This is a genomic window from Pseudomonas prosekii, from assembly GCF_900105155.1.
In the GTDB taxonomy this organism is placed as follows: domain Bacteria; phylum Pseudomonadota; class Gammaproteobacteria; order Pseudomonadales; family Pseudomonadaceae; genus Aquipseudomonas; species Aquipseudomonas prosekii.
Genome location: NZ_LT629762.1, coordinates 4659807 through 4678928, shown reverse-complemented (window position 1 = coordinate 4678928; position 19122 = coordinate 4659807). Strand labels below are relative to the sequence as shown.

At 60.9% G+C, this 19122-nt stretch carries 18 protein-coding genes and 2 pseudogenes; 5 read left to right on the top strand and 15 right to left on the bottom strand.

What is annotated here, in order from left to right; translation table 11 throughout:
* The first annotated feature begins 222 nt into the window (after positions 1-222).
* On the top strand, positions 223-981 hold the full coding sequence (locus BLU01_RS21295; protein ID WP_178076517.1) for a hypothetical protein: 759 nt from the start codon (positions 223-225) through the stop codon (positions 979-981).
* 465 nt (positions 982-1446) lie between these two features.
* A complete protein-coding gene (locus BLU01_RS21290; protein ID WP_092279204.1) occupies positions 1447-1812 on the top strand; it encodes a DUF6124 family protein in 366 nt (121 codons plus the stop codon).
* Between the two features lie 188 nt (positions 1813-2000).
* Here BLU01_RS21290 and BLU01_RS28410 read toward each other — a convergent pair whose 3' ends face one another.
* The 4 genes and pseudogenes from BLU01_RS28410 to BLU01_RS21275 all read right to left on the bottom strand — a co-directional run bounded on the left by BLU01_RS28410 (position 2001) and on the right by BLU01_RS21275 (position 6474).
* A complete protein-coding gene (locus BLU01_RS28410; protein ID WP_373562284.1) occupies positions 2001-2864 on the bottom strand; it encodes a methyl-accepting chemotaxis protein in 864 nt (287 codons plus the stop codon).
* Positions 2862-3929: pseudogene (locus tag BLU01_RS28405) on the bottom strand (HAMP domain-containing protein); the annotation flags it as partial. The gene BLU01_RS28410 and the pseudogene BLU01_RS28405, both read right to left, overlap by 3 nt.
* Before the next feature lie 147 nt (positions 3930-4076).
* Positions 4077-5471 (bottom strand): aminotransferase-like domain-containing protein, encoded by a 1395-nt coding sequence (locus tag BLU01_RS21280; protein WP_092279200.1) that lies wholly within the window; start codon positions 5469-5471, stop codon positions 4077-4079.
* A 241-nt stretch (positions 5472-5712) separates the two neighbouring features.
* Complete coding sequence (locus tag BLU01_RS21275) at positions 5713-6474, bottom strand: SDR family oxidoreductase (RefSeq protein ID WP_092279198.1); 762 nt, start codon at positions 6472-6474, stop codon at positions 5713-5715.
* 234 nt (positions 6475-6708) lie between these two features.
* On the opposite strand from BLU01_RS21275, the gene BLU01_RS21270 reads away from it, so the two are divergent.
* Positions 6709-7713: an NADP-dependent oxidoreductase gene (locus BLU01_RS21270; RefSeq protein WP_092279196.1), complete on the top strand. Its 1005-nt coding sequence runs from the start codon at positions 6709-6711 to the stop codon at positions 7711-7713.
* A 132-nt stretch (positions 7714-7845) separates the two neighbouring features.
* Here BLU01_RS21270 and pyrF read toward each other — a convergent pair whose 3' ends face one another.
* Positions 7846-8544 carry an orotidine-5'-phosphate decarboxylase gene (gene pyrF, locus BLU01_RS21265; protein ID WP_167370440.1) on the bottom strand — a complete coding sequence of 233 codons (699 nt, stop codon included), beginning with the start codon at positions 8542-8544 and terminating at the stop codon, positions 7846-7848.
* A 292-nt stretch (positions 8545-8836) separates the two neighbouring features.
* Between pyrF and BLU01_RS21260 the strand changes: the two genes are divergently transcribed.
* Both BLU01_RS21260 and BLU01_RS21255 read left to right on the top strand, forming a co-directional pair.
* Positions 8837-9595: a response regulator gene (locus BLU01_RS21260; protein WP_092279192.1), complete on the top strand. Its 759-nt coding sequence runs from the start codon at positions 8837-8839 to the stop codon at positions 9593-9595.
* Positions 9595-10605: a sensor histidine kinase gene (locus BLU01_RS21255; protein ID WP_092279190.1), complete on the top strand. Its 1011-nt coding sequence runs from the start codon at positions 9595-9597 to the stop codon at positions 10603-10605. The genes BLU01_RS21260 and BLU01_RS21255 overlap by 1 nt, the downstream gene beginning before the upstream one ends.
* Positions 10606-10771: 166 nt before the next feature.
* Here BLU01_RS21255 and BLU01_RS21250 read toward each other — a convergent pair whose 3' ends face one another.
* The 10 genes and pseudogenes from BLU01_RS21250 to BLU01_RS21210 all read right to left on the bottom strand — a co-directional run bounded on the left by BLU01_RS21250 (position 10772) and on the right by BLU01_RS21210 (position 19084).
* On the bottom strand, positions 10772-11824 hold the full coding sequence (locus BLU01_RS21250) for an AI-2E family transporter (RefSeq protein ID WP_092279188.1): 1053 nt from the start codon (positions 11822-11824) through the stop codon (positions 10772-10774).
* Between the two features lie 84 nt (positions 11825-11908).
* Positions 11909-12715, bottom strand: a complete 807-nt coding sequence (locus tag BLU01_RS21245) for a DUF4892 domain-containing protein (RefSeq protein ID WP_092279186.1) — start codon at positions 12713-12715, stop codon at positions 11909-11911.
* Between the two features lie 17 nt (positions 12716-12732).
* A pseudogene (locus BLU01_RS28095) lies at positions 12733-12855 on the bottom strand (glutathione S-transferase); the annotation flags it as partial.
* Positions 12856-12905: 50 nt separating this feature from the next.
* Positions 12906-13760 carry an alpha/beta hydrolase gene (locus tag BLU01_RS21240; RefSeq protein WP_092279184.1) on the bottom strand — a complete coding sequence of 285 codons (855 nt, stop codon included), beginning with the start codon at positions 13758-13760 and terminating at the stop codon, positions 12906-12908.
* Complete coding sequence (locus tag BLU01_RS21235; protein ID WP_092279182.1) at positions 13757-14563, bottom strand: alpha/beta fold hydrolase; 807 nt, start codon at positions 14561-14563, stop codon at positions 13757-13759. The genes BLU01_RS21240 and BLU01_RS21235 overlap by 4 nt, the downstream gene beginning before the upstream one ends.
* A gap of 313 nt (positions 14564-14876) precedes the next feature.
* On the bottom strand, positions 14877-15320 hold the full coding sequence (locus tag BLU01_RS21230) for a hotdog fold thioesterase (RefSeq protein WP_092279180.1): 444 nt from the start codon (positions 15318-15320) through the stop codon (positions 14877-14879).
* A gap of 38 nt (positions 15321-15358) precedes the next feature.
* Positions 15359-17026, bottom strand: a complete 1668-nt coding sequence (locus tag BLU01_RS21225; protein WP_092279178.1) for an AMP-binding protein — start codon at positions 17024-17026, stop codon at positions 15359-15361.
* 204 nt (positions 17027-17230) lie between these two features.
* Positions 17231-17683 (bottom strand): phosphohistidine phosphatase SixA, encoded by a 453-nt coding sequence (sixA, locus tag BLU01_RS21220; RefSeq protein ID WP_092279176.1) that lies wholly within the window; start codon positions 17681-17683, stop codon positions 17231-17233.
* Positions 17680-18027, bottom strand: a complete 348-nt coding sequence (locus tag BLU01_RS21215; RefSeq protein ID WP_092279174.1) for a DUF4389 domain-containing protein — start codon at positions 18025-18027, stop codon at positions 17680-17682. Before BLU01_RS21215 ends, sixA begins: the two co-directional genes overlap by 4 nt.
* 31 nt (positions 18028-18058) lie before the next feature.
* Positions 18059-19084: an NAD(P)H-dependent glycerol-3-phosphate dehydrogenase gene (locus BLU01_RS21210; protein ID WP_092279172.1), complete on the bottom strand. Its 1026-nt coding sequence runs from the start codon at positions 19082-19084 to the stop codon at positions 18059-18061.
* Positions 19085-19122 lie beyond the last annotated feature (38 nt).

Genomic DNA, 19122 nt, shown 5'->3' with positions numbered 1-19122 from the left:
GTTTGGCGCCTATATTCTGGCGCCGATCAAGGCGTTATAGTCCGCCTGCAACAATGATGGCCATGTGCAACGTGCACGCCGCTGCTTATATAAGCGCGACGACGGCCGATAAACAGTAGAGTCCGGCTGCTCCAACTGGTCGAGCGGCGCTATGCGCCCCCACGCCAAGCCACTACACTCGCACGCGAACCCAATAAAGAGGTCTTACCGGTGACACCACTCATGATCACCCTGCTAGTTGTAGCCGGGATCGCACTATTGATCGCCATTGGCTACATGAACCATGTGGTGGAAAACAATAAGCTGGAAAAGGCCCGTACCAAGGTTGAACTCAACGACCGTATGCGTCGCTGCGGCGAAATCACCGAGACCTTCCCCGGTCAGTTGATGAACCCTGCGCTCAAGCTGCTGTTGACCCGTCTGGAGCTGAACGTCTGCCAGCGTCTGCAAAACCTGGAAAAAAACAACGCTGCGCTCAAGGCCCGCATCATCGAACTTAACGCTCTGGTCGCCCAAGGCGAATCGCTCCCGGTGAACAACCCGCCGGCACCGATCCAGACCGAAGCCAAAGCCAAAGACGTGCGCTTCCTGCTCGAAGCCCTCCACGGCCAAATCACCCGCGCCGCGCAAGACGGCTTTCTGCCGACCAACGAAGCCAAGCGCTGGATCCGCGAAGTCCGCCACATCCTCGTGTTGCTGCACATCGAATTTTTCAACAACCTCGGCCAGCACTCCCTGCAACAAGGCCAACCCGGCCAGGCCCGCCTCGCCTTCGAACGCGGCGTGCAATACCTGCGCAAACAGCAGGAACCGCAGATCTACGCCGAACAACTCGAATACCTGGAAAAACTCCTGGCCCGCGTCAACGCCCAAGTCATGGACCAAAACGCCCCGGCCGAAGACGAAGTCAATCAACTCACCTCAGGCCTGAAAGACGTTGAGGCTGATGCGGACTGGAAGAAAAAAGCGATTTACGACTGATCGTCGCTGGCTTCCTGTAACACCTTGACGCCCGGTGCATTGCACCGGGCGTTTTGCGTTTCGGCCCCTGCCGATGCCTGTCACAGGTGCAGGCGAATCGGTATAAACACGTTTAAAAAGATCCGTTTAACGACACGCGCAGAAACGTCCTGAAGGCTACAAAACCTTGTGCCTTTACCTACGACTAAGACAGAATCCGCTGGCTTGTGCGCCCTGCCCTTGAGCCCTATTGTTTCCCTGCCGCTGCTCATCAGTGGTCGGGTTTAGTCGCCCGAAGGTTTCATCTAGGTGCATTAGCCCTCGATCAATCAGGTATTTCCATGCCTGCACTTGATGGTGGTTGTGCGCAGGGCGTCCTAGGGCGCGCCGGTCTTTTGATGATTCCACCGGTCGACTAACCTGCGTACAGCCGCCTCCCTTCTTTTAGTCGGGAATGGTCGCGGCCCCAACTTTGGAAAAATCAATATGTTCAAAGTAACGCCCAATCCGCCGCACACCGATCCATTACCCTACGACGCCTGCCTTGACCCCAAAAAACTGCAAGCCGCAGCAGACCGGGCGCTGAGCCACTACATCGGCAGCGGGACACAGAAAACGCAGATATCATCCCGCAAACCGTACGGCATTTTCGTCATCGGCCCCTCGGTCGACGACGAGACATTGCTGGTACAAGCCTGCACCTCGTTTGCATCGGCCAGCGCCATGGCCAACGACATCGCGAACTCGATAGATGCGCGGCATCGCGATTCGATCGTGGCGCTGCAGCAAGTGATCATGATGGGAGAATTGGCAGTCAATCGGGTACTGGACAACTACCACCCGCCTGGGTGACGGCCGGGCAAAACAGTGAGAGGCATTGCGCCTCTCACTTCCTGGCGAGAAGTTGGTATGTGGGGATGAGTACATTCGAGAGGGAATGGTGGGGTTTGAAGACGTCATCGCGAGCAGGCTCACTCCCACAGGGGACGGGGTGAATCTGGGAGGGATTGGTCGGCGCTAAAGCCGCCATGCCCAAAACATCAAAGCCGAAAATGCCCAACCATTCCCTTCAACTCCACCCCCAACTGCGCCAACTCAATACTCGAAGCCGCATTCCCGCGCATCGCCAGCGAAGAGTGATCCGCACTCGCCCGAATACTCGTGACACTCCGATTAATCTCCTCGGCCACCGAACTCTGCTGCTCCGCCGCCGCCGCAATCTGCTGATTCATCTGCTGAATCAACGACACCGCCGCCGCAATACTCCCCAAAGCACTCTCCGTCTGCAAAGCATCACTCACCGCCAACTTCACCAACTCACCGCTGCTGCGAATCTGCTGCACCGACGACTGCGCCGCCGAACGCAACGCCGAAACCAACCGCTCAATCTCCTCCGTCGACTGCTGAGTACGCTTGGCCAATGCCCGCACCTCATCCGCCACCACCGCAAAACCCCGGCCCTGCTCACCCGCCCGCGCCGCCTCAATCGCAGCATTCAGCGCCAACAGATTAGTCTGCTCGGCAACACTCTTGATCACCCCCAACACCGTGCCGATATTCTGAATCTCGGCACTCAAACTCTCGATACTCGAACTCGCCGAGGTCGCCGAATCCGCCAACTGCTCGATCCGCGCCATACTCTGGCGCACCACCTGCTGCCCGCTCTCAACCTTGTCGTCGGCGGTCTGCGCTGCGGTCGCGGCCTCTTCGGCATTGCGCGCCACGTCATGCACCGTGGCAGTCATCTGATTCATCGCCGTCGCCACCTGCTCGGTTTCTTCCTTCTGGCTACTGACCTCCAGGTTGGTCTGCTCAGTCACCGCCGACAGCGATTGCGCCGAACTGGCCAACTGCTCGATCCCCGCCTGCAACCCACTGACAATACTGCTCAGCCCCGCGCCCATCTGCTGCATCGCCAGCATTAATTGGCCGATCTCATCACGCCGGGTCACCTCCACCGTCGCACTCAAATCCCCCGCCGCAATCTGCTGCGCGACGCGAATAACGCTGCGCAACGGCGCGACGATCAACCGGGTAATCACCCACGCAGCGATCAACCCGACCAACAGCGCCAGCGCCGAAGAAGCAATGATCAACAATGAGTTTTTCTTCAATTCAGCCTGCATCGCCGCATCTTCGGCGACATACGCCTGATCGACGCGCGCTACCACCTGAGCGGCGCGCTGATGCAATTGTTCGTAGACGGTTTTTTCCTGAGCCAGCAGCCCGGTGTACTCCGCCAGTTTCTCGCTGAATCCGGCGATATGCCCGGCCACTTCGTTGAGCACCGTTTGATAACCCTCATCCTTGACCGACGTTTTCAGTTGTTCGGCTTGCGCCAACGCCTGATCAGCCTGCTCGATCTTGCCTTTGCCGGCGCTGTCGTCATCGCCCTTGCGGCTCTGGTCGAGGCGCACTCGGGCCTCGTTCATGGCTTGCAACATCAACTGCGAAACCTGGCTGACCTGACTGGCCTGCTCAATGAACTGCGCGCCGTCCTTGCCCTCGGATTCCTTCAAGGTATAAGCGCCATCGTCAGCCAGCCCGGCCTGCAACACGTCGAGGTTATTGGCTACGCTCGACACCGACCAACTGGCCATTTCCAGAGCGAGGTCCTTGGCCTGGGTCAATGAGACGAACTCGTCAAACGCCTTGCGATAGGCGCCAAGCGACTGCTCGACATCGTTCATGACCGGCACATTGGCCGCCGATTGCGCTTTCAATTGGTTGGCCAGAGCGACCAACTCATCGACGCCCTTACGCAACGCGTCCGCAGTTTTCGGGTTGTTGTGCAGCGCGTAGTCCTGTTCCAGCAAACGCACTTTGAGCAACTCGCTGTTGAGCGAAGACATCTGCTTGAGCCCATCGAAACGCTGACTGATGGTTTGCAGGGACCATACGCCAATGGCTGCCACCACGGCGGTCAACAACAGCACCAGGACAAACCCGATGCCCAGTTTTTTCGCCATACCGAGGTTGGCAAAACGTCCTTGCACGGCCGAAATCATTGCGCGTAGTCCCCTGCCATAGTCTGTAGATGGAGATTCGCAACGGGCCTGTGCCAGCACAAGTCTCTGGCGTCGGAATAATGGCAAAAAGCTACGCCCGCGTCGTTTTCAGAACGTTTTAGGTCGATCCCCAGCGCTGGCCTGGAAAAACCTCCGCGCCCTTGGATCACAGGCATACGCCACGTTGATCCGCTGCCACGAACTGGCTTCGCCACACGGGCTGAACGCGGTGGCGGACGACAACAGCACACCAAATCGCCGCGCCAGTGTGCGCAGCTGAGCGTAGTCGCAACGGGTAGATCGCGCCCAGATGAACAGGCCACCGACCGGCTTGCCGAACACTTCCCACTCGGCATCTTCGAGCAATTGCAGCGCAGCGGCACGGTCCATGCTCAAGCGCTGACGCTGGCGCTGAACCAATTTGCGATAGGCGCCAGCGCTCAACAGATTGGCCAGCACCGACTCGCAAAACCGTGAGCCGCCCATGCTGCTGACCATCTTGACCTCGGCCAGCTGCGCAATCAGCCCTGCCCCCGCCAGCACAAAACCCACGCGCAACGAACTGCTGAGGGTTTTCGAAAAGCTGCCGACGTAAATCACCCGCGCCTCGTCATCCAGCGCCGCGAGACGTGTGCCGGGCGCGTGGTGCATGTCCGCGTAGACATCGTCCTCGATCACCAGCACACCGTGCGCCCTGCTCAACTGCAGAATTTTTTGCGCGACCACGGCTGTCAGGCAACTGCCCGTCGGGTTGTGGTGGAAGCTATTGATGAACATCGCGCGCGGGCTGTGCTCGCGGCATAAACGCTCGAGCACTCGGGTATCCGGGCCAGTCGGCGTACGCGGCACTGCAAGCATGCGCACGCCGTGCAGCCTGAGCAAATCGAACAAATGCGAAAAACCCGGACTTTCCACCACCACACAATCGCCGGGTTTGAGCAACGTGCGCACGATCAGGTCGAGCGCCTGGCTGGCCCCGGCGGTGGTCATGACAGACGATTCAGTGGCGACGATATTCAGCGGTTTCAGGCGTTGGAGAATCTGCTGGCGCAACGGCAGCAATCCCAGCGGCGTACTGTAATTGAACAGGCCGGCCATGTCGGTTCGCGTGACCTCGCGGATCGCGTAGCTGAGGTCATCAGTCTCGCGCCAACTCTCGGGCAACCCGCCGCAGCCCAGCAGCAACTCGCCCGACAGGCTGGCGCTGCAAAGGCTGTGCATGCCTTCGAATCGCGGCAGGTCCAAGGTCTCCGGGGCCACCGCCAGCGACGTTGCGACCTGGAAGCCACAACCCGGACGCGAGGCCAGAACGCCCTGCACTACCAGCCGTTCACACGCTTCGACGACACTCGATTGACTGAGCAGATTGAGCCGCGCGATCTGTCGCACGGAGGGCAAGCGAGTCTCGGGCGGGACTTCGCTTTGAGCGATCCAGCTCGCCAATCCGTCGACGATTTGCTGTACGACCGGCACCATTGCCTGTCGGTCAATTCTCAATTCCATGAGCACGCAAACTCCTGTCCGTTTTGCTGCGCGCAGTTAATCACAGGAGTGCGGACAGGGCTGTGCGACAACGCCGTCAAAAACAGCGGTTCTAACTATTTGAAACACATTGCTCGTGCTTGATGAAGATTCCTGTGGGAGCGAGCTTGCTCGCGATGGCGGCGTATCAGGCGCCATTGATGTTGACTGGAATGGCCTCATCGCGAGCAAGCTCGCTCCCACAGGGGTTATTGGCAAAAGGTTAAAACGCGGTAACGCCGCCATCCACCGCCAGCGAATGCCCGGTGGTGAACGCTGCGCCGTCGCTGCACAGGTACAAAACTGCGCTGGCGATTTCCTCGACTTTGCCGATTCGCCCGACCGGGTGCATCGCGTTGGCGAACTCGCCTTTCTTCGGATCGGCCTCGTAGGCGCGGCGGAACATGTCAGTGTCGATAACCGCCGGGCACACGGCGTTGACGCGGATTTTCTTCTTCGCGTATTCAATCGCCGCCGATTTGGTCAGGCCGATCACCGCATGCTTGGAGGCCGCGTAGATGCTCATTTTCGGCGCCGCGCCGAGGCCGGCCACCGACGCGGTATTGACGATCGCGCCACCGCCCTGCGCCAGCAACAGCGGCAACTGATACTTCATGCACAGCCACACGCCTTTGACGTTGACGCCCATGATCGCGTCGAACTCGTCGAGCGTGCCGTCAGCCAGTTTGCCTTTTTCGATCTCGATCCCGGCGTTGTTGAAGGCATAGTCGAGACGGCCGTAGGTATTGATCACCTCATCCATCAGATTTTTTACCTCGCTCTCCACCGTTACGTCGCAGCGCACGAAAGACGCTTCGCCGCCCGCTGTACGAATCAGCGCCACCGTGCCCTCGCCCCCCGCCGTGTCGAAATCGGCGACCACCACTTTCAAGCCCTCGGCAGCAAAGGCCTGGGCCGTGGCGCGGCCGATGCCGTTGGCAGCGCCGGTGACTACGACGACCTGGCCGGAAAACGTCATGCTCATTGTTATGTCCTCGAAAGAAGGTGCGGGGATCGCGTGTTTCGCAGTCTAGCCACAGCGACGCATCGCGCGGCAGCACTATCAGAAGCCCGGTTGAGCGGCCATGCGTTGCAGTGATAAAAGCGCCCGCGCAACTATCACTGCACTGGATCGGAGTGCATTCGCCGCGTCAGCCAACCTTGCGACATGGGCCACGAACGGCTATCAACAAAGCTTCATTCAGCTTGAGTGCCCGTCATGACTACCCAGACCAATCGCCAATTCCTGCTCGCCAAACGCCCGGTCGGCGCGGCGACCCGCGAAACCTTCACCTATCAAGAAGTACCGGTCGGCGAGCCGGCGGCGGGTCAGATCCTGGTGAAGAACGAATACCTGTCGCTGGACCCGGCCATGCGTGGCTGGATGAACGAGGGCAAGTCCTACATCCCGCCGGTCGGTATCGGCGAGGTAATGCGCGCGTTGGGCGTAGGCAAAGTCGTCGCGTCGAACAATCCGGGGTTTGCCGTCGGTGACTACGTCAACGGCGCCCTCGGCGTGCAGGATTATTACCTCGGCGAGCCGCGCGGCTTCTACAAGGTCGACCCGAAACTGGCACCGCTGCCGCGCTATTTGTCGGCGCTGGGCATGACCGGCATGACCGCTTATTTCGCGCTGCTCGACGTCGGCGCACCGAAGGCCGGCGACACCGTGGTGCTGTCCGGCGCGGCAGGTGCGGTGGGCAGCATTGCCGGGCAGATCGCCAAAATCAAAGGTTGCCGGGTGATCGGCATCGCCGGCGGCGCAGACAAGTGCAAGTTCCTCATCGATGAGTTGGGGTTCGACGGCGTCATCGATTACAAGAACGAAGACGTCCACGCCGGGCTCAAGCGCGAATGCCCGAAAGGCGTGAACGTGTATTTCGATAACGTCGGCGGCGACATTCTCGACGCGGTGTTGAGTCGTCTGGCGCTGAAAGCGCGGGTGGTGATTTGCGGCGCGATCAGCCAGTACAACAACAAGGAAGCGGTCAAGGGCCCGGCCAACTACCTGTCGCTGCTGGTCAATCGCGCGCGCATGGAAGGTTTTGTGGTGATGGACTACGCCGCGCAATTCGCCGCCGCCGGGCAGGAAATGGCCGGCTGGATGGCCAAGGGGCAATTGCAGAGTCGCGAAGATATTGTCGAGGGACTGGAGACATTCCCGGAGACGCTGATGAAATTGTTCAGCGGCGAGAATTTCGGCAAGTTGGTGTTGAAGGTGTAACGGATTTTTTAATACACCACTAAAACCAATGTAGGAGTGAGCCTGCTCGCGATAGCGGTGTATCAGTCAACATTCATGTCGGCTGATACTGCGCAATCGCGAGCAGGCTCACTCCCACAGGTTTAGCGGTGTTCAGGCGATTTCGGCGACGACATCGGCCAACGCTTTCGCCGGATCCGCTGCCTGGCTGATCGGGCGACCAATCACCAGGTAATCCGAGCCAGCATCCAGCGCCTGACGCGGGGTCAAAATGCGTCGCTGGTCATCCTGCGCGCTGCCCGCCGGACGAATCCCCGGCGTCACCAATTGCAGCGACGGATGCGCCGATTTCAGCGCCTGCGCTTCCAGTGCCGAACACACCAGACCGTCCATCCCGGCTTTTTCCGCCAACGCGGCGAGGCGCAAGACTTGCTCCTGCGGCTCGATGTCCAGACCAATCCCCGCCAGATCTTCACGTTCCATGCTGGTCAGCACGGTCACGCCGATCAACAGCGGCTTGGGGCCGGTGCGCTGGTCGAGCACTTCGCGGCACGCGGCCATCATGCGCAGGCCGCCGGAGCAATGCACGTTGACCATCCACACGCCCATTTCCGCCGCCGCTTTCACCGCCATGGCGGTGGTGTTCGGGATGTCGTGGAACTTGAGGTCGAGGAACACTTCGAAACCCTTGTCGCGCAAGGTGCCGACGATTTCTGCGGCGCAACTGGTGAACAGTTCCTTGCCGACTTTGACCCGGCACAGTTTCGGGTCCAACTGGTCGGCCAGCTTCAGTGCGGCGTCACGGGTGGGGAAATCCAGGGCGACGATGATAGGAGTCTGGCAGACGGACATGTGCGGGCTCTCAGGCAGGACGAAATCGGCGCGCATTGTAGCGGAACCAGCGCCGCTGCGGGACCCGATGATCGGTAATTCGTCCCGCAGACTCTGCCAAGCCTAGCCGCTGCGCCAATTGTGTCGAGGCCGATACACTCACGACACGCCGGCAACAACTGCCGGCGCTACCCTCGTCCACCGCAACATGTCCTTACAGCACTTCCCGCCTCCGGGCCGGACGCCTATGCTGAAGCCACAACCTCGCAGCCCACTTTGTGGTTGGCAGCCTCTCTGGCAGATGAACACACGCATGCACAACACCCCCGCACCTGTGAACGACGATCAAAAGACGCCCGGCGACGACAAGCGTTGGAGCATTCGCGCCTTGATCGTTGACGATGACATTCCGATCCGCGAACTGATGATCGACTACCTGGCGCGTTTCAATATCCACGCCAGCGGCGTCACCGACGGCGCGGCGATGCGCCAGGCGCTGCAAGCGGAACATTTCGACGTGGTGGTGCTCGACTTGATGCTGCCCGGCGAAGACGGTTTGTCGTTGTGCCGCTGGTTGCGCGCCGAATCCGATATTCCGATCCTGATGCTCACCGCGCGTTGTGAACCCACCGACCGCATCATCGGCCTGGAGCTGGGCGCCGACGATTACATGGCCAAGCCGTTCGAGCCGCGTGAGTTGGTCGCGCGGATTCAGACGATTCTGCGGCGGGTGCGCGACGATCGCACCGAGCAGCGTGCGAATATTCGTTTCGACAATTGGCGCCTGAACAGTGTGCTGCGCCAGTTGATCGCCGCTGATGGTTTGGTGGTGCCGCTGTCCAACGCCGAATTCCGCCTGTTGTGGGTATTTATCGAACGTCCCCGGCGCGTGCTCAGCCGCGAACAATTGCTCGATGCCGCGCGCGGTCGTTCGATTGAAGCGTTTGATCGCAGCATCGATCTGCTGGTGTCGCGCCTGCGGCAGAAACTCGGTGATGACCCGAAAAATCCGCAGTTGATCAAAACCGTTCGCGGTGAGGGTTATCTGTTCGACGCTCGAGACATCGGCTGATGCGGGCGCGCTTCGATACGCTGTTCGGCCGCCTGTTTGGTGTGTTGCTGATCGCGATTATCCTCGCGCACGTGTTGGCGTTCTTCTGGTTTCACCATTACGGCCCGCCGCCCCCGCCGCCACCGCCGGGTTTCTCTGACCAGCAGCGGCCGCCACGCCCATGGTTTGGCGGACCGCTGGTGCCGCTGACGTTTCAGTTTGTTTCGCTGATCATCGCCGCGTGGTACGGCGCCAAACTGCTCAGTCGGCCGATCCAGCGCCTCAGCGATGCCGCCGAGCGCTTGAGCGAAAACCTCGACAGCCCGCCGCTCGACGAGTCCGGTCCACGGGAAGCGCGGCAGGCGGCTCACACCTTCAACAAGATGCAGCGGCGAATCATCGAACAAGTGCAGCAGCGTTCGCGGATGCTCGGCGCGGTGTCTCATGACTTGCGCACGCCGTTGTCGCGGCTGAAGCTGCGGCTCGAACAAATCGACGACAGCAAACTGCAAGGCCAGATGCGCCAGGACCTGGACGACATGATCGGCATGCTCGACGCGACCCTGACCTATTTGCACGAGCAACGCACCAGCGAAGCCCGGCAGTGGATGGACGTGCAGGCGCTGGTCGAATCGCTCAGTGAAAACGCCCAGGATCAGGGCGCCGATGTGCAGGCCAGCGGGCATTGCGTGCCGCTGCAAGTGCAGCCGATGGCGCTGCGTTCGTGCATCAATAACCTGATGGACAACGCGCTGCGCTATGCCGGGCAGGCGCTGATAACGCTGGAGGACAGCCGCGAACATCTGGTGATCCGGGTGATCGATCACGGTCCGGGGATTGCTGCGGATAAACGCGAAGCGGTGTTCGAACCGTTCTTTCGCCTGGAAGGTTCGCGCAACCGTAATTCCGGCGGGGTTGGACTGGGCATGACCATTGCCCGGGAAGCGGCGGAACGCCTGGGCGGGCAGCTCAGCCTGGAAGAGACGCCGGGCGGCGGCCTGACCGCCGTGATCAACCTGCCGCGCAATTGAATCCCGGTTAGAAATAAATCTTTCCTGTTCAACACAAATCAACTGTAGGAGTGAGCTTGCTCGCGATGGCGGTGTATCAGTCAACATTGATGTCGGCTGATACGCCCTCATCGCGAGCAAGCTCGCTCCCACAGGGTTTTTAGGGTGGCCGCAAGCCCGCCACAATTCAGCGCCGATCTTCTATCCGCGCATGGCTCTTGCTCCAGTCCGTCAGCAAGCTGTACGCCACCGCCAACAACGTCGGGCCGATAAACAGGCCGATAAACCCAAACGCGATCAGCCCGCCAAACACCCCGAGCAATACGATCACCAGCGGCAGATTCCCGCCACGGCTGATCAGGTACGGCTTCAGCACGTTGTCGACGCCGCTGATGATGAACGTGCCCCAGATGCCGAGGAACACTGCCATCCCATACTCACCTTTCCACGCCAGCCAGGCCGTGGCCGGAATCCAGATCAGCGGCGGGCCCATCGGGATCAGGCTCAACATGAACGTGACGATCCCCAGCACCAGCGCGCCCGGAACGCCAGCAATCAGAAAACCGATCAACGCCAGCACCGCTTGCGCCGCCGCAGTACCGATCACGCCGTTGACCACGCGCTGCACGGTGCCGGCGACCAGTTCGATGTAATAACCGGCGCGGTCACCGATCAACCGCTCGAGCAAACCATGAACAAACGCCGCCAGACGCGGGCCGTCGCGGTAGAAGAAGAACACGAAGACGATGCTCAAGGTCAGCTCGAGGATGCCGCCACCGATCTGCGCACTGCGCGCGAGCAACCAGTTGCCGACCTGTCCCAGATAAGGTTTGGCCGTGACCATCAGCGCCGCGCCCTGCTCGTCGATGCTGTTCCACAAACCCACCAGCCGTTCGCCAATCAGCGGAATGCTGCCAAGCCAGGTCGGCGCTTCCGGCAGGCCGTCGACCTGCACATCCTTGATGAACGCCGTGGCGTCGCGCACGTGATCTGCCAGATTGAACCCCAGCCAAACCAGCGGCACCGCCACCAGCAACATCCAGCCGAGGGTCAGCACAGCCGCCGCCAGCGATTCGCGGCCATTCAGCCAACGGGTCAGCAAACGCATCAGCGGCCAACTGGCAAACGCCAGCACCGCGCCCCAGAACAATGCCGACCAGAACGGTGCCATCACCCAGAGGCTCGCGCCAAACAGCACCAGGAGCAGAATCTGCACCAACAGCCGATCGTTATTGATCATCCAAGTCTCGAAAAAAGTCAGTAGAGCAAAGGTCACTAAAACAAAGAGTAGGCGAACGCGATGGGCGCGCTCGCCGGGTGCAGCTTAGCGCAACAGTTCAAAGTGCAGGCCAGAGCCTTCGACGTTGCCAGTCTCCAGGCGGGCGGCGCGCACGCCCTGGCTGATCAGCGATTGACGCCAGGCTTCGGCATTGGCCCCGGAAACACTGACCCGCAGCGTCGTGTCGAGGTTCAAGCCACGGGAAATCAGGCGCAGCCAAGTGGCGTCAGGTTCAGCGTCGAGTTTGGGGAAATCCAGCTTGCCGGTGCTTTTGAGCTGGCGCAGCAGGGTCGCGGAGGTCGGCAGCAGATCGCCCAGCGGTGCGGCGGCGGCAAATTGCTCGACGTGCAGATAGGCTTTGCGATTGCCACGAGTGATGCTGTAAAGCGCCACCAGCGAGTCATCGTTGGGCGCCGCCAGCCGCAGCAGCAAGTACGCCTGCTGTTCGTCGGCGCCGTACAGTTTGGAATTGCCGAAGACTTCATTGGCCCACAGGCTGCTCTCGCCGCAATCGCGAGCCTGGCACCAGAACAGCAGCTCGGCGCCCTGCTTCTGCAAGGCTTCGCGCGCTACGGTGAAGGCTTCGGTGGAGGAATGCTCGGCGGGCAGTTCGTAGGTCACCGAGGTGGTCTGGCCACGGGCGCTGACCTGGCCGTCGAAACGCAATTGGCCGCTGATCTTGCGGATCGAGCCCAGCGGATAGATCCGCTCAAGCTCGACCGGCGCGCGATAGTCGACGATTTGCGCGTCGGCCAGGCGCGGCACGATCGGCAAGTCCTGGCTGCCCGCAATGTCCGCCGCCAACAGCAACGGACTGAAACAACTGAGGGCCAGCAGACTGAGTGTACGCATGGGCCTGCTCATCGGATTGGCACGCCCTGTTCCTTTTGGTCGAAACTCAGTGCCTGCATCGTGCAGGACAAGCGGAGTTTCTCGAACACGATAGAGACCTTGTGGCCTTCCCGGGTCGCAGCGGTGTAGAGATCTATCATGGTTGTCTCCCATTTCAACCCGCCCAGCCTCGACAGTTGCCCGGCGCAAGTCAAGGAACGGCGAAGAACCGATTGAAACAGTCTGCGACAAGGCCGGCACCGAGCTCGTCATTCAGGTGCAAATGATGGCCGCCCGGCAGCTGTTCCCGGGCAAAGGGTAGACGCTCCAGCAACTCGGGGTGTTTGGCGAGCATGCCGTCAGCCGCGACCACTAATTGCGTAGGACAAGTGATACGCGCTACGAAGGCCATTGCCTGTTCTTCTGTCAGACGCAGCGGCGATGGCAACGTCAGACGGCTGTCGGTGCGCCACGTGTAGCCGCCCGGCACCGGCATCAAACCGCGTTGCGCCAACAACTCCGCGGCCTCGCGACTCACCGCCACCAGGCCTTTCATTCGCGCTTCGATGGCGCGGTCGAGGGTGTTGTAGACCGGTTTGCGTTTCTCCCGCAGGTCGAGTTGCGCTTGCAGGGCCATGCCCATGCGCTCGGCCGCATTTTCGCCTTTGTCTGTAGGAGGAATCACGCCATCGATCAACGCCAGATGCGTGACGCGCTCCGGCATTGAGCCGGCAATGATCAACGCAGCAATCGCGCCCATTGAATGGCCGATCAACGCAAAACGCTTCAGCCCCAATTGCTCGGCGACTTGCAGCACGTCGTGCGCGTAATCCCACATTGCGTAGCCAGCGCCAGTCGGCCGGTGTCCGGAATGACCGTGACCGGCCATGTCCAGCGCGATAATCCGCAAACCTGTGAGCTTCGGCGCCAACCGCGCAAAGCTGTTGGCGTTGTCCAGCCAGCCATGCAGGGCGATCACCGGCAAACCGTCTTCGGGGCCGAACAGGTGCGCGGCCAATTCGATGTGCGGCAGGCTCAGGCGGACTTCTTCGACGACGCTGCTCATGCGCAATCCTGCTGGCGGCGGCCTTCCCAGCGGCTGAACAGGTTTTTCAGCAGCGTAGCGGTGTCTTGCGGGCGTTCGAGGGGAAACATGTGGCCGCCGGGCATGCTCAGGGATTCGCCGAACGGCATGCGCCCGACGGAGCTGGCGTGATGGCGCATGACTACGCGGCTTTTATGCCCGCGCACCACCGCCAATGGCACTTTCAATTGCCGGGCGCGGCCGGGGCTGGTGTGCGGCACGCCACGGTAAATGCTGATTTCGGTGGCCGGGTCGAAGCGCAGTCGCAGCTTGTCGCCCACCTTGTGCAAACCGTGCTGCAGGTAGGCGTCGAAGCATTCCGGGTCGAAGCCGCGAAACAGGGTTTTGCCGGCGAAGTAGCTGCGCGCGCTTTCGATGTCCGCGAATTCTTCGCGACGGCCCAAAGTACGCCCGGCGGGGGTCAACTTATCGATGAAGCCAAACCGCTTGGCCGCGCGGATTACCCATTGATCGGCGCGGGTCAGCACCGGCGAATCGAGCATGACCACACCGCGATACAGTTCGGGGCACCGCAGCGCGGCGTGCAAATGCAGGACGCCACCGAAGGAATGACCGACACCCCAGACCGGCTCAGGCTGTTGGTTGAGGTGATGGATCAACTCGTCCACCAGGTTGTGCCAGTTGTCGTCCGCCGGGAAACGCGGGTCGTGGGCGTGCTGCTCCAGATGCGTCACCTGGTACTCCGGCGCCAACGCCGCGAACAACTTGCCGTAGGTCCCCGACGGGAAGCCATTGGCGTGGGCGAAAAAGATCTGCTGCGGCATACCGGTCAATCCATGGGCGAGAAACGTGAGGGTGATTGTCCGCAACAGCATGAGCGGCGGCAATGACTGTAACTGACAGGAATGATGACAGTCCGGCCATGGCTATGGGGGGTGTCAGTTAAATCCACCCCTCACCCCAGCCCTCTCCCCAAGGGAGAGAGGGGGAAAGGGAGCCGATCGAGGACTTTTCAGAACCTGCGTTCGACTCGGACTTTCAGGTCGATGTACTTCGACTAAACAACTCGGTCGGCCCCCTCTCCCCTCTGGGGAGAGGGTTGGGGTGAGGGATGGTTTCATCTGAAGAAACTCAACCTCAACGCGCCGGAGGATTCTCACCCAACGGCACAACCGCCATGGTCAGGCGCGACACGCAACTGGCTTTGCCTTCGTCGCTGCTCAAGCGGATGTCCCAGACGTGCGTGGTGCGGCCGATGTGAATGGCTTTGGCCACCGCCGTCACCCGGCCGCTGCGCAAACCGCGCAGATGGTTGGCGTTGACTTCAAGGCCCACGCAATAGAATTTGCTGGCATCGATGCACAGGTAACTGGCCATCGACCCGACGGTTTCGGCCAGCACCACCGAGGCGCCGCCGTGCAGCAGGCCGAACGGCTGATGGGTGCGATGGTCGACGACCATGCTGGCGGTCAGGGATTCGTCGTCGAAGGCGTCGAAGCGGATATCCAGCACTTCGCCGATGGTGTTTTTCTGGAATGTGTTCAGTTGTTCAATGTCGGGAGCAGTACGCCAGAGACTCATCGCAGGTTCCTTTTACAGGTATAGGTATTGTTGGTCGCTCAATCCTGCCACAGCACTGGCTCGTTTCGCTCGCTCCATTCTTCGAAACGCGCGCCATACGCGGCCTCGATGACGTTGCGCTTGATCTTCAGCGTCGGCGTGAGGAAGCCGTTTTCCACCGCCCAGCTGTCCTTGACCACCACCAATCGGCGCAAGCGCTCATGTTTGTCGAGCGCGCCGTTGACCTCTTCGAGGAGTTTTTCCAGGCTGCTTTGCAACCCCGCCCGCGCGGCGCCCGTCGCGTCCTGCTGGCCGACGTCCGAGAGCACGCACAAACCCAGCGGCGCACTCAAGCCATCGCCGACCACGCACACTTGTTCAATCCGCGAATGCACCGCCAGCCGATTCTCGATCGGCGCCGGGGCGACGTATTTGCCTTTGCTGGTCTTGAAGATTTCCTTCAGGCGCCCGGTCAGGCGCAAGTTGCCCTGAGCGTCCTGCTCACCTTTGTCGCCGGTGCGCAGAAAGCCGTCGGCAGTGATGGTGTCGGCGGTTTTCTGCGGTTCCTTGAAATAGCCGAGCATGGTCGCACCGCTGCGCACCATCACCTCGCCGGTCTCGGCAATCCGCATTTCGACATCCGGACATGGCCGGCCGATCCAGCCCGTTTTGTTGTCGCCGGGCCGCCCGATGTGCGAGTAACCGCAACTTTCGGTCATGCCATACACCTCGAGCACGTCGAGCCCCAATTTGCGGTACCACAGCAGCAGGGTTTGTGGCACCGGCGCGGCCCCCGACAAGGCAATGCGCAACGCGTCGAGGCCGAGCCCGGCGAGCACTTTGTGCCCGACTCGCTTGCCAATAAACGGCAGGCCGAGGAGCCAATCCAGGCGTTTCGCCGGGATCTTGCTGTACACGCCCATCTGGAATTTGGTCCAGATGCGCGGCACGCCGAACAACGCGGTTGGTCGCGCGCGCTGCAAATCGGTGAGGAAAGTGTCGAGGCTCTCGGCGAAGAACACGGTTTGCCCGGTATAGATCGACGCCAGTTCGACGAACATGCGCTCGGCCACATGGCACAGCGGCAAGTACGACAGCAGCCGATCCGACTCGTTGAGCCCGAACAATTGCGTGCCGCGCGTAGTGGCGAAACCGAGATTGCCAAAGGTGTGCATCACGCCTTTGGGCAGGCCGGTGGTGCCCGAGGTGTAGATGATCGTCGCCAATTGATCGGCGGCCGGCGTCGGATTGTCCTGAATCGGCGAGCTGTTTTGCAGGTCGTCCCAACTGAAACTGAATGTGCCGGGTGGATGCAGTGGCAGGCTGATGGTCGGCAAATCAGCACTGACGCCGCGCGACATGCCGGGCCAGTCATCGAGTTTGCCGATAAAGGCCAGCGCTGCTTCGGAATGCTCCAGCACCTGAGCCACGGATTCGGCGGTGAGGTTGGGGTAAAGCGGCACCGACACATGGCCGGCCATCCAGATCGCCAGGTCGGCGACGATCCAGTGCGCGCAGTTTTTCGAGATCAGGGCAATATGGCTGCCTGGCGGCAATTCCCGCGCGCGCAACCAGTGCGCGGCGCAGCGAGCCTGATGGCCGACGTCGCCCCAGGTCAGGGTTTCGACGCGACCGCCGCCGCTGGGCTGAACCAGAAATCGCTGCTCGGGATGACGGGCTTCACGCTCGTAGAACACGTCCAGCGGCAAACGGAAAGCAGCAGACATGCGACTCGCTCCTGTTTTTTTGGTCTGGAGCAAGCGTAGTCAACCAAGCAAGTGCTTGGTTGCTTATTTGATACAAATTTTTGCGATGACCTGCGACATGGTGGGAGCGAGCCTGCTCGCGATGAGGGTGCATCATTCGGCAAATTTATTGCCTGAGACGCCGCTTTCGCGGGCAAGCCTCGCTCCTACGAGAGCCAAAGCGGATCAGGGATGTTTCAGCGCTTTGAGTTTCATCGCGCCGGCCAGTGGCAGGTCGCCTTCGAGTTCAGCCAGGCCTGCGGTTTTCACCGCTTCCGGGTCTTGCACGTGGCCGTGCTGGAGGAACCCGAGCAAGTTGCCGACCAGCGGGTTATGGCTGACCAGCAAGGCGTTATCCACCGACACCAACTGCTCGGCCACCGCTTGCGGGCGGTTGTCCGGGGTCAGCCATTCAACGGTGCGAATCTCCGGCAGGAAACCCAACGCATCGCGCACCAGCTCGGCGGTCTGCTGCGCGCGCAAATAAGGGCTGGCATAAATGGCGCTGATCGGATGGCCGATCAACTCGGCGGCGGTACGCAGCACTTCTTCGCGACCGTGATCGGTCAAGGCGCGCTCGGAGTCCGGACGTGAGCCGTGTGGCTCGGCTTCACCGTGGCGCAATACCCAGATTTTCATAGCTTCGGCTCCTCATCACGCGCCGGATGTGGCGCAGGCGCGACCGCGTGCGGCGCTTCACCTTCGGGTGCGCGCGGGGTTGGCCAATCGGCGAACGGCCAGGGTTTCTGATCAGTGTGGAAGGTGCCGAAACGACCGATCTGCGCGAGGAACTGGCTGAGGCTGTCGCCAAAATTCATCAGGCTGCCGCTCGGCGCGCTGTAGATCAAACGGTAGATCAGTTGCACCAGCACCACGGCGCCGAGGATAAATTGCGCCACTTGCCAGACCAGCAAGTAGACGATCATCCACAACACCCGCAGGAGGATGGATTCGTACTTGGCTTCGGTTTTCGGATCGTTCATATCTCGTCCCTGCTCCATTGGCAAAACGTGTTCAGTTGAAACCGCTGGTGGAAATGAAGTCGACGTCGGTTTTCGGCTCGCCCCGCATCAGTAGACCGATCACCTGATCAAGCGTGCGACCTTCGAACAGGATGGCGTGCAGCCCGGCGACCAGCGGCATATAGACCCCCGCTTCCTGCGATTTGGCTTTGAGCACTTTCAGCGTGTTGACCCCTTCGGCCACTTCGCCGAGGCGCGTCACTGCATCTTCCAGGCTCAAGCCCTGGCCGAGGGCAAAGCCGACCTGATAGTTGCGGCTTTTCGGCGACGAGCAGGTGACGATCAAATCGCCGACTCCGGCCAGACCCAGGAAGGTCATCGGGTTGGCGCCCTGATTCACCGCGAAACGGGTCATTTCCGCCAGTGCGCGGGTGATCAGCATGCTCTTGGTGTTTTCGCCCATGCCCAGCGCCACCGCCATGCCGGCAATGATCGCGTAGACGTTTTTCAGCGCGCCGCCCAGCTCCACGCCAAAACGATCGGCGCTGGCGTACACGCGAAAAGTGCGCCCGTGCAGCGCTTCCTGAACGCGCTGGCACAACTCTTCGTCTTCGCTGGCGACCACCGTGGCGGTCAACGCGTGCTCGGCGATTTCACGGGCCAGGTTCGGCCCGGACAACACACCGATGCGTGCTTGCGGCGCGATCTCTTCGAGGATCTCGCTCATCAATTTGAAGGTCTGGGCTTCGATGCCTTTGGTCAGGCTCACCAGCAATTTGCCGCTCAAGCGTTCGGCGTGCGGCACCAGCACGGCGCGCAACGCGCTGGACGGCAGCGCGACGAAGCACAAATCACACGCCTGCAACGTAGCTTGCAAGTCGGTGACAGCTTCGACGCCGGGTAGAATCTTGATGCCTTTGAGGTAACGCGGGTTCTCGCGATTGACCCGAATGGCCTCGGCTTGCTCGGGATCACGCATCCACTGCAAAACCTGATGGCCATTCTCGGCCAGTAAATTAGCCACGGCGGTACCAAAACTTCCGCCTCCCAGGACCGCAATCGGGCGCTGTTCAGTCATATGCAATCCGTTAATCCATACCAGTGGCGATGCCGGCA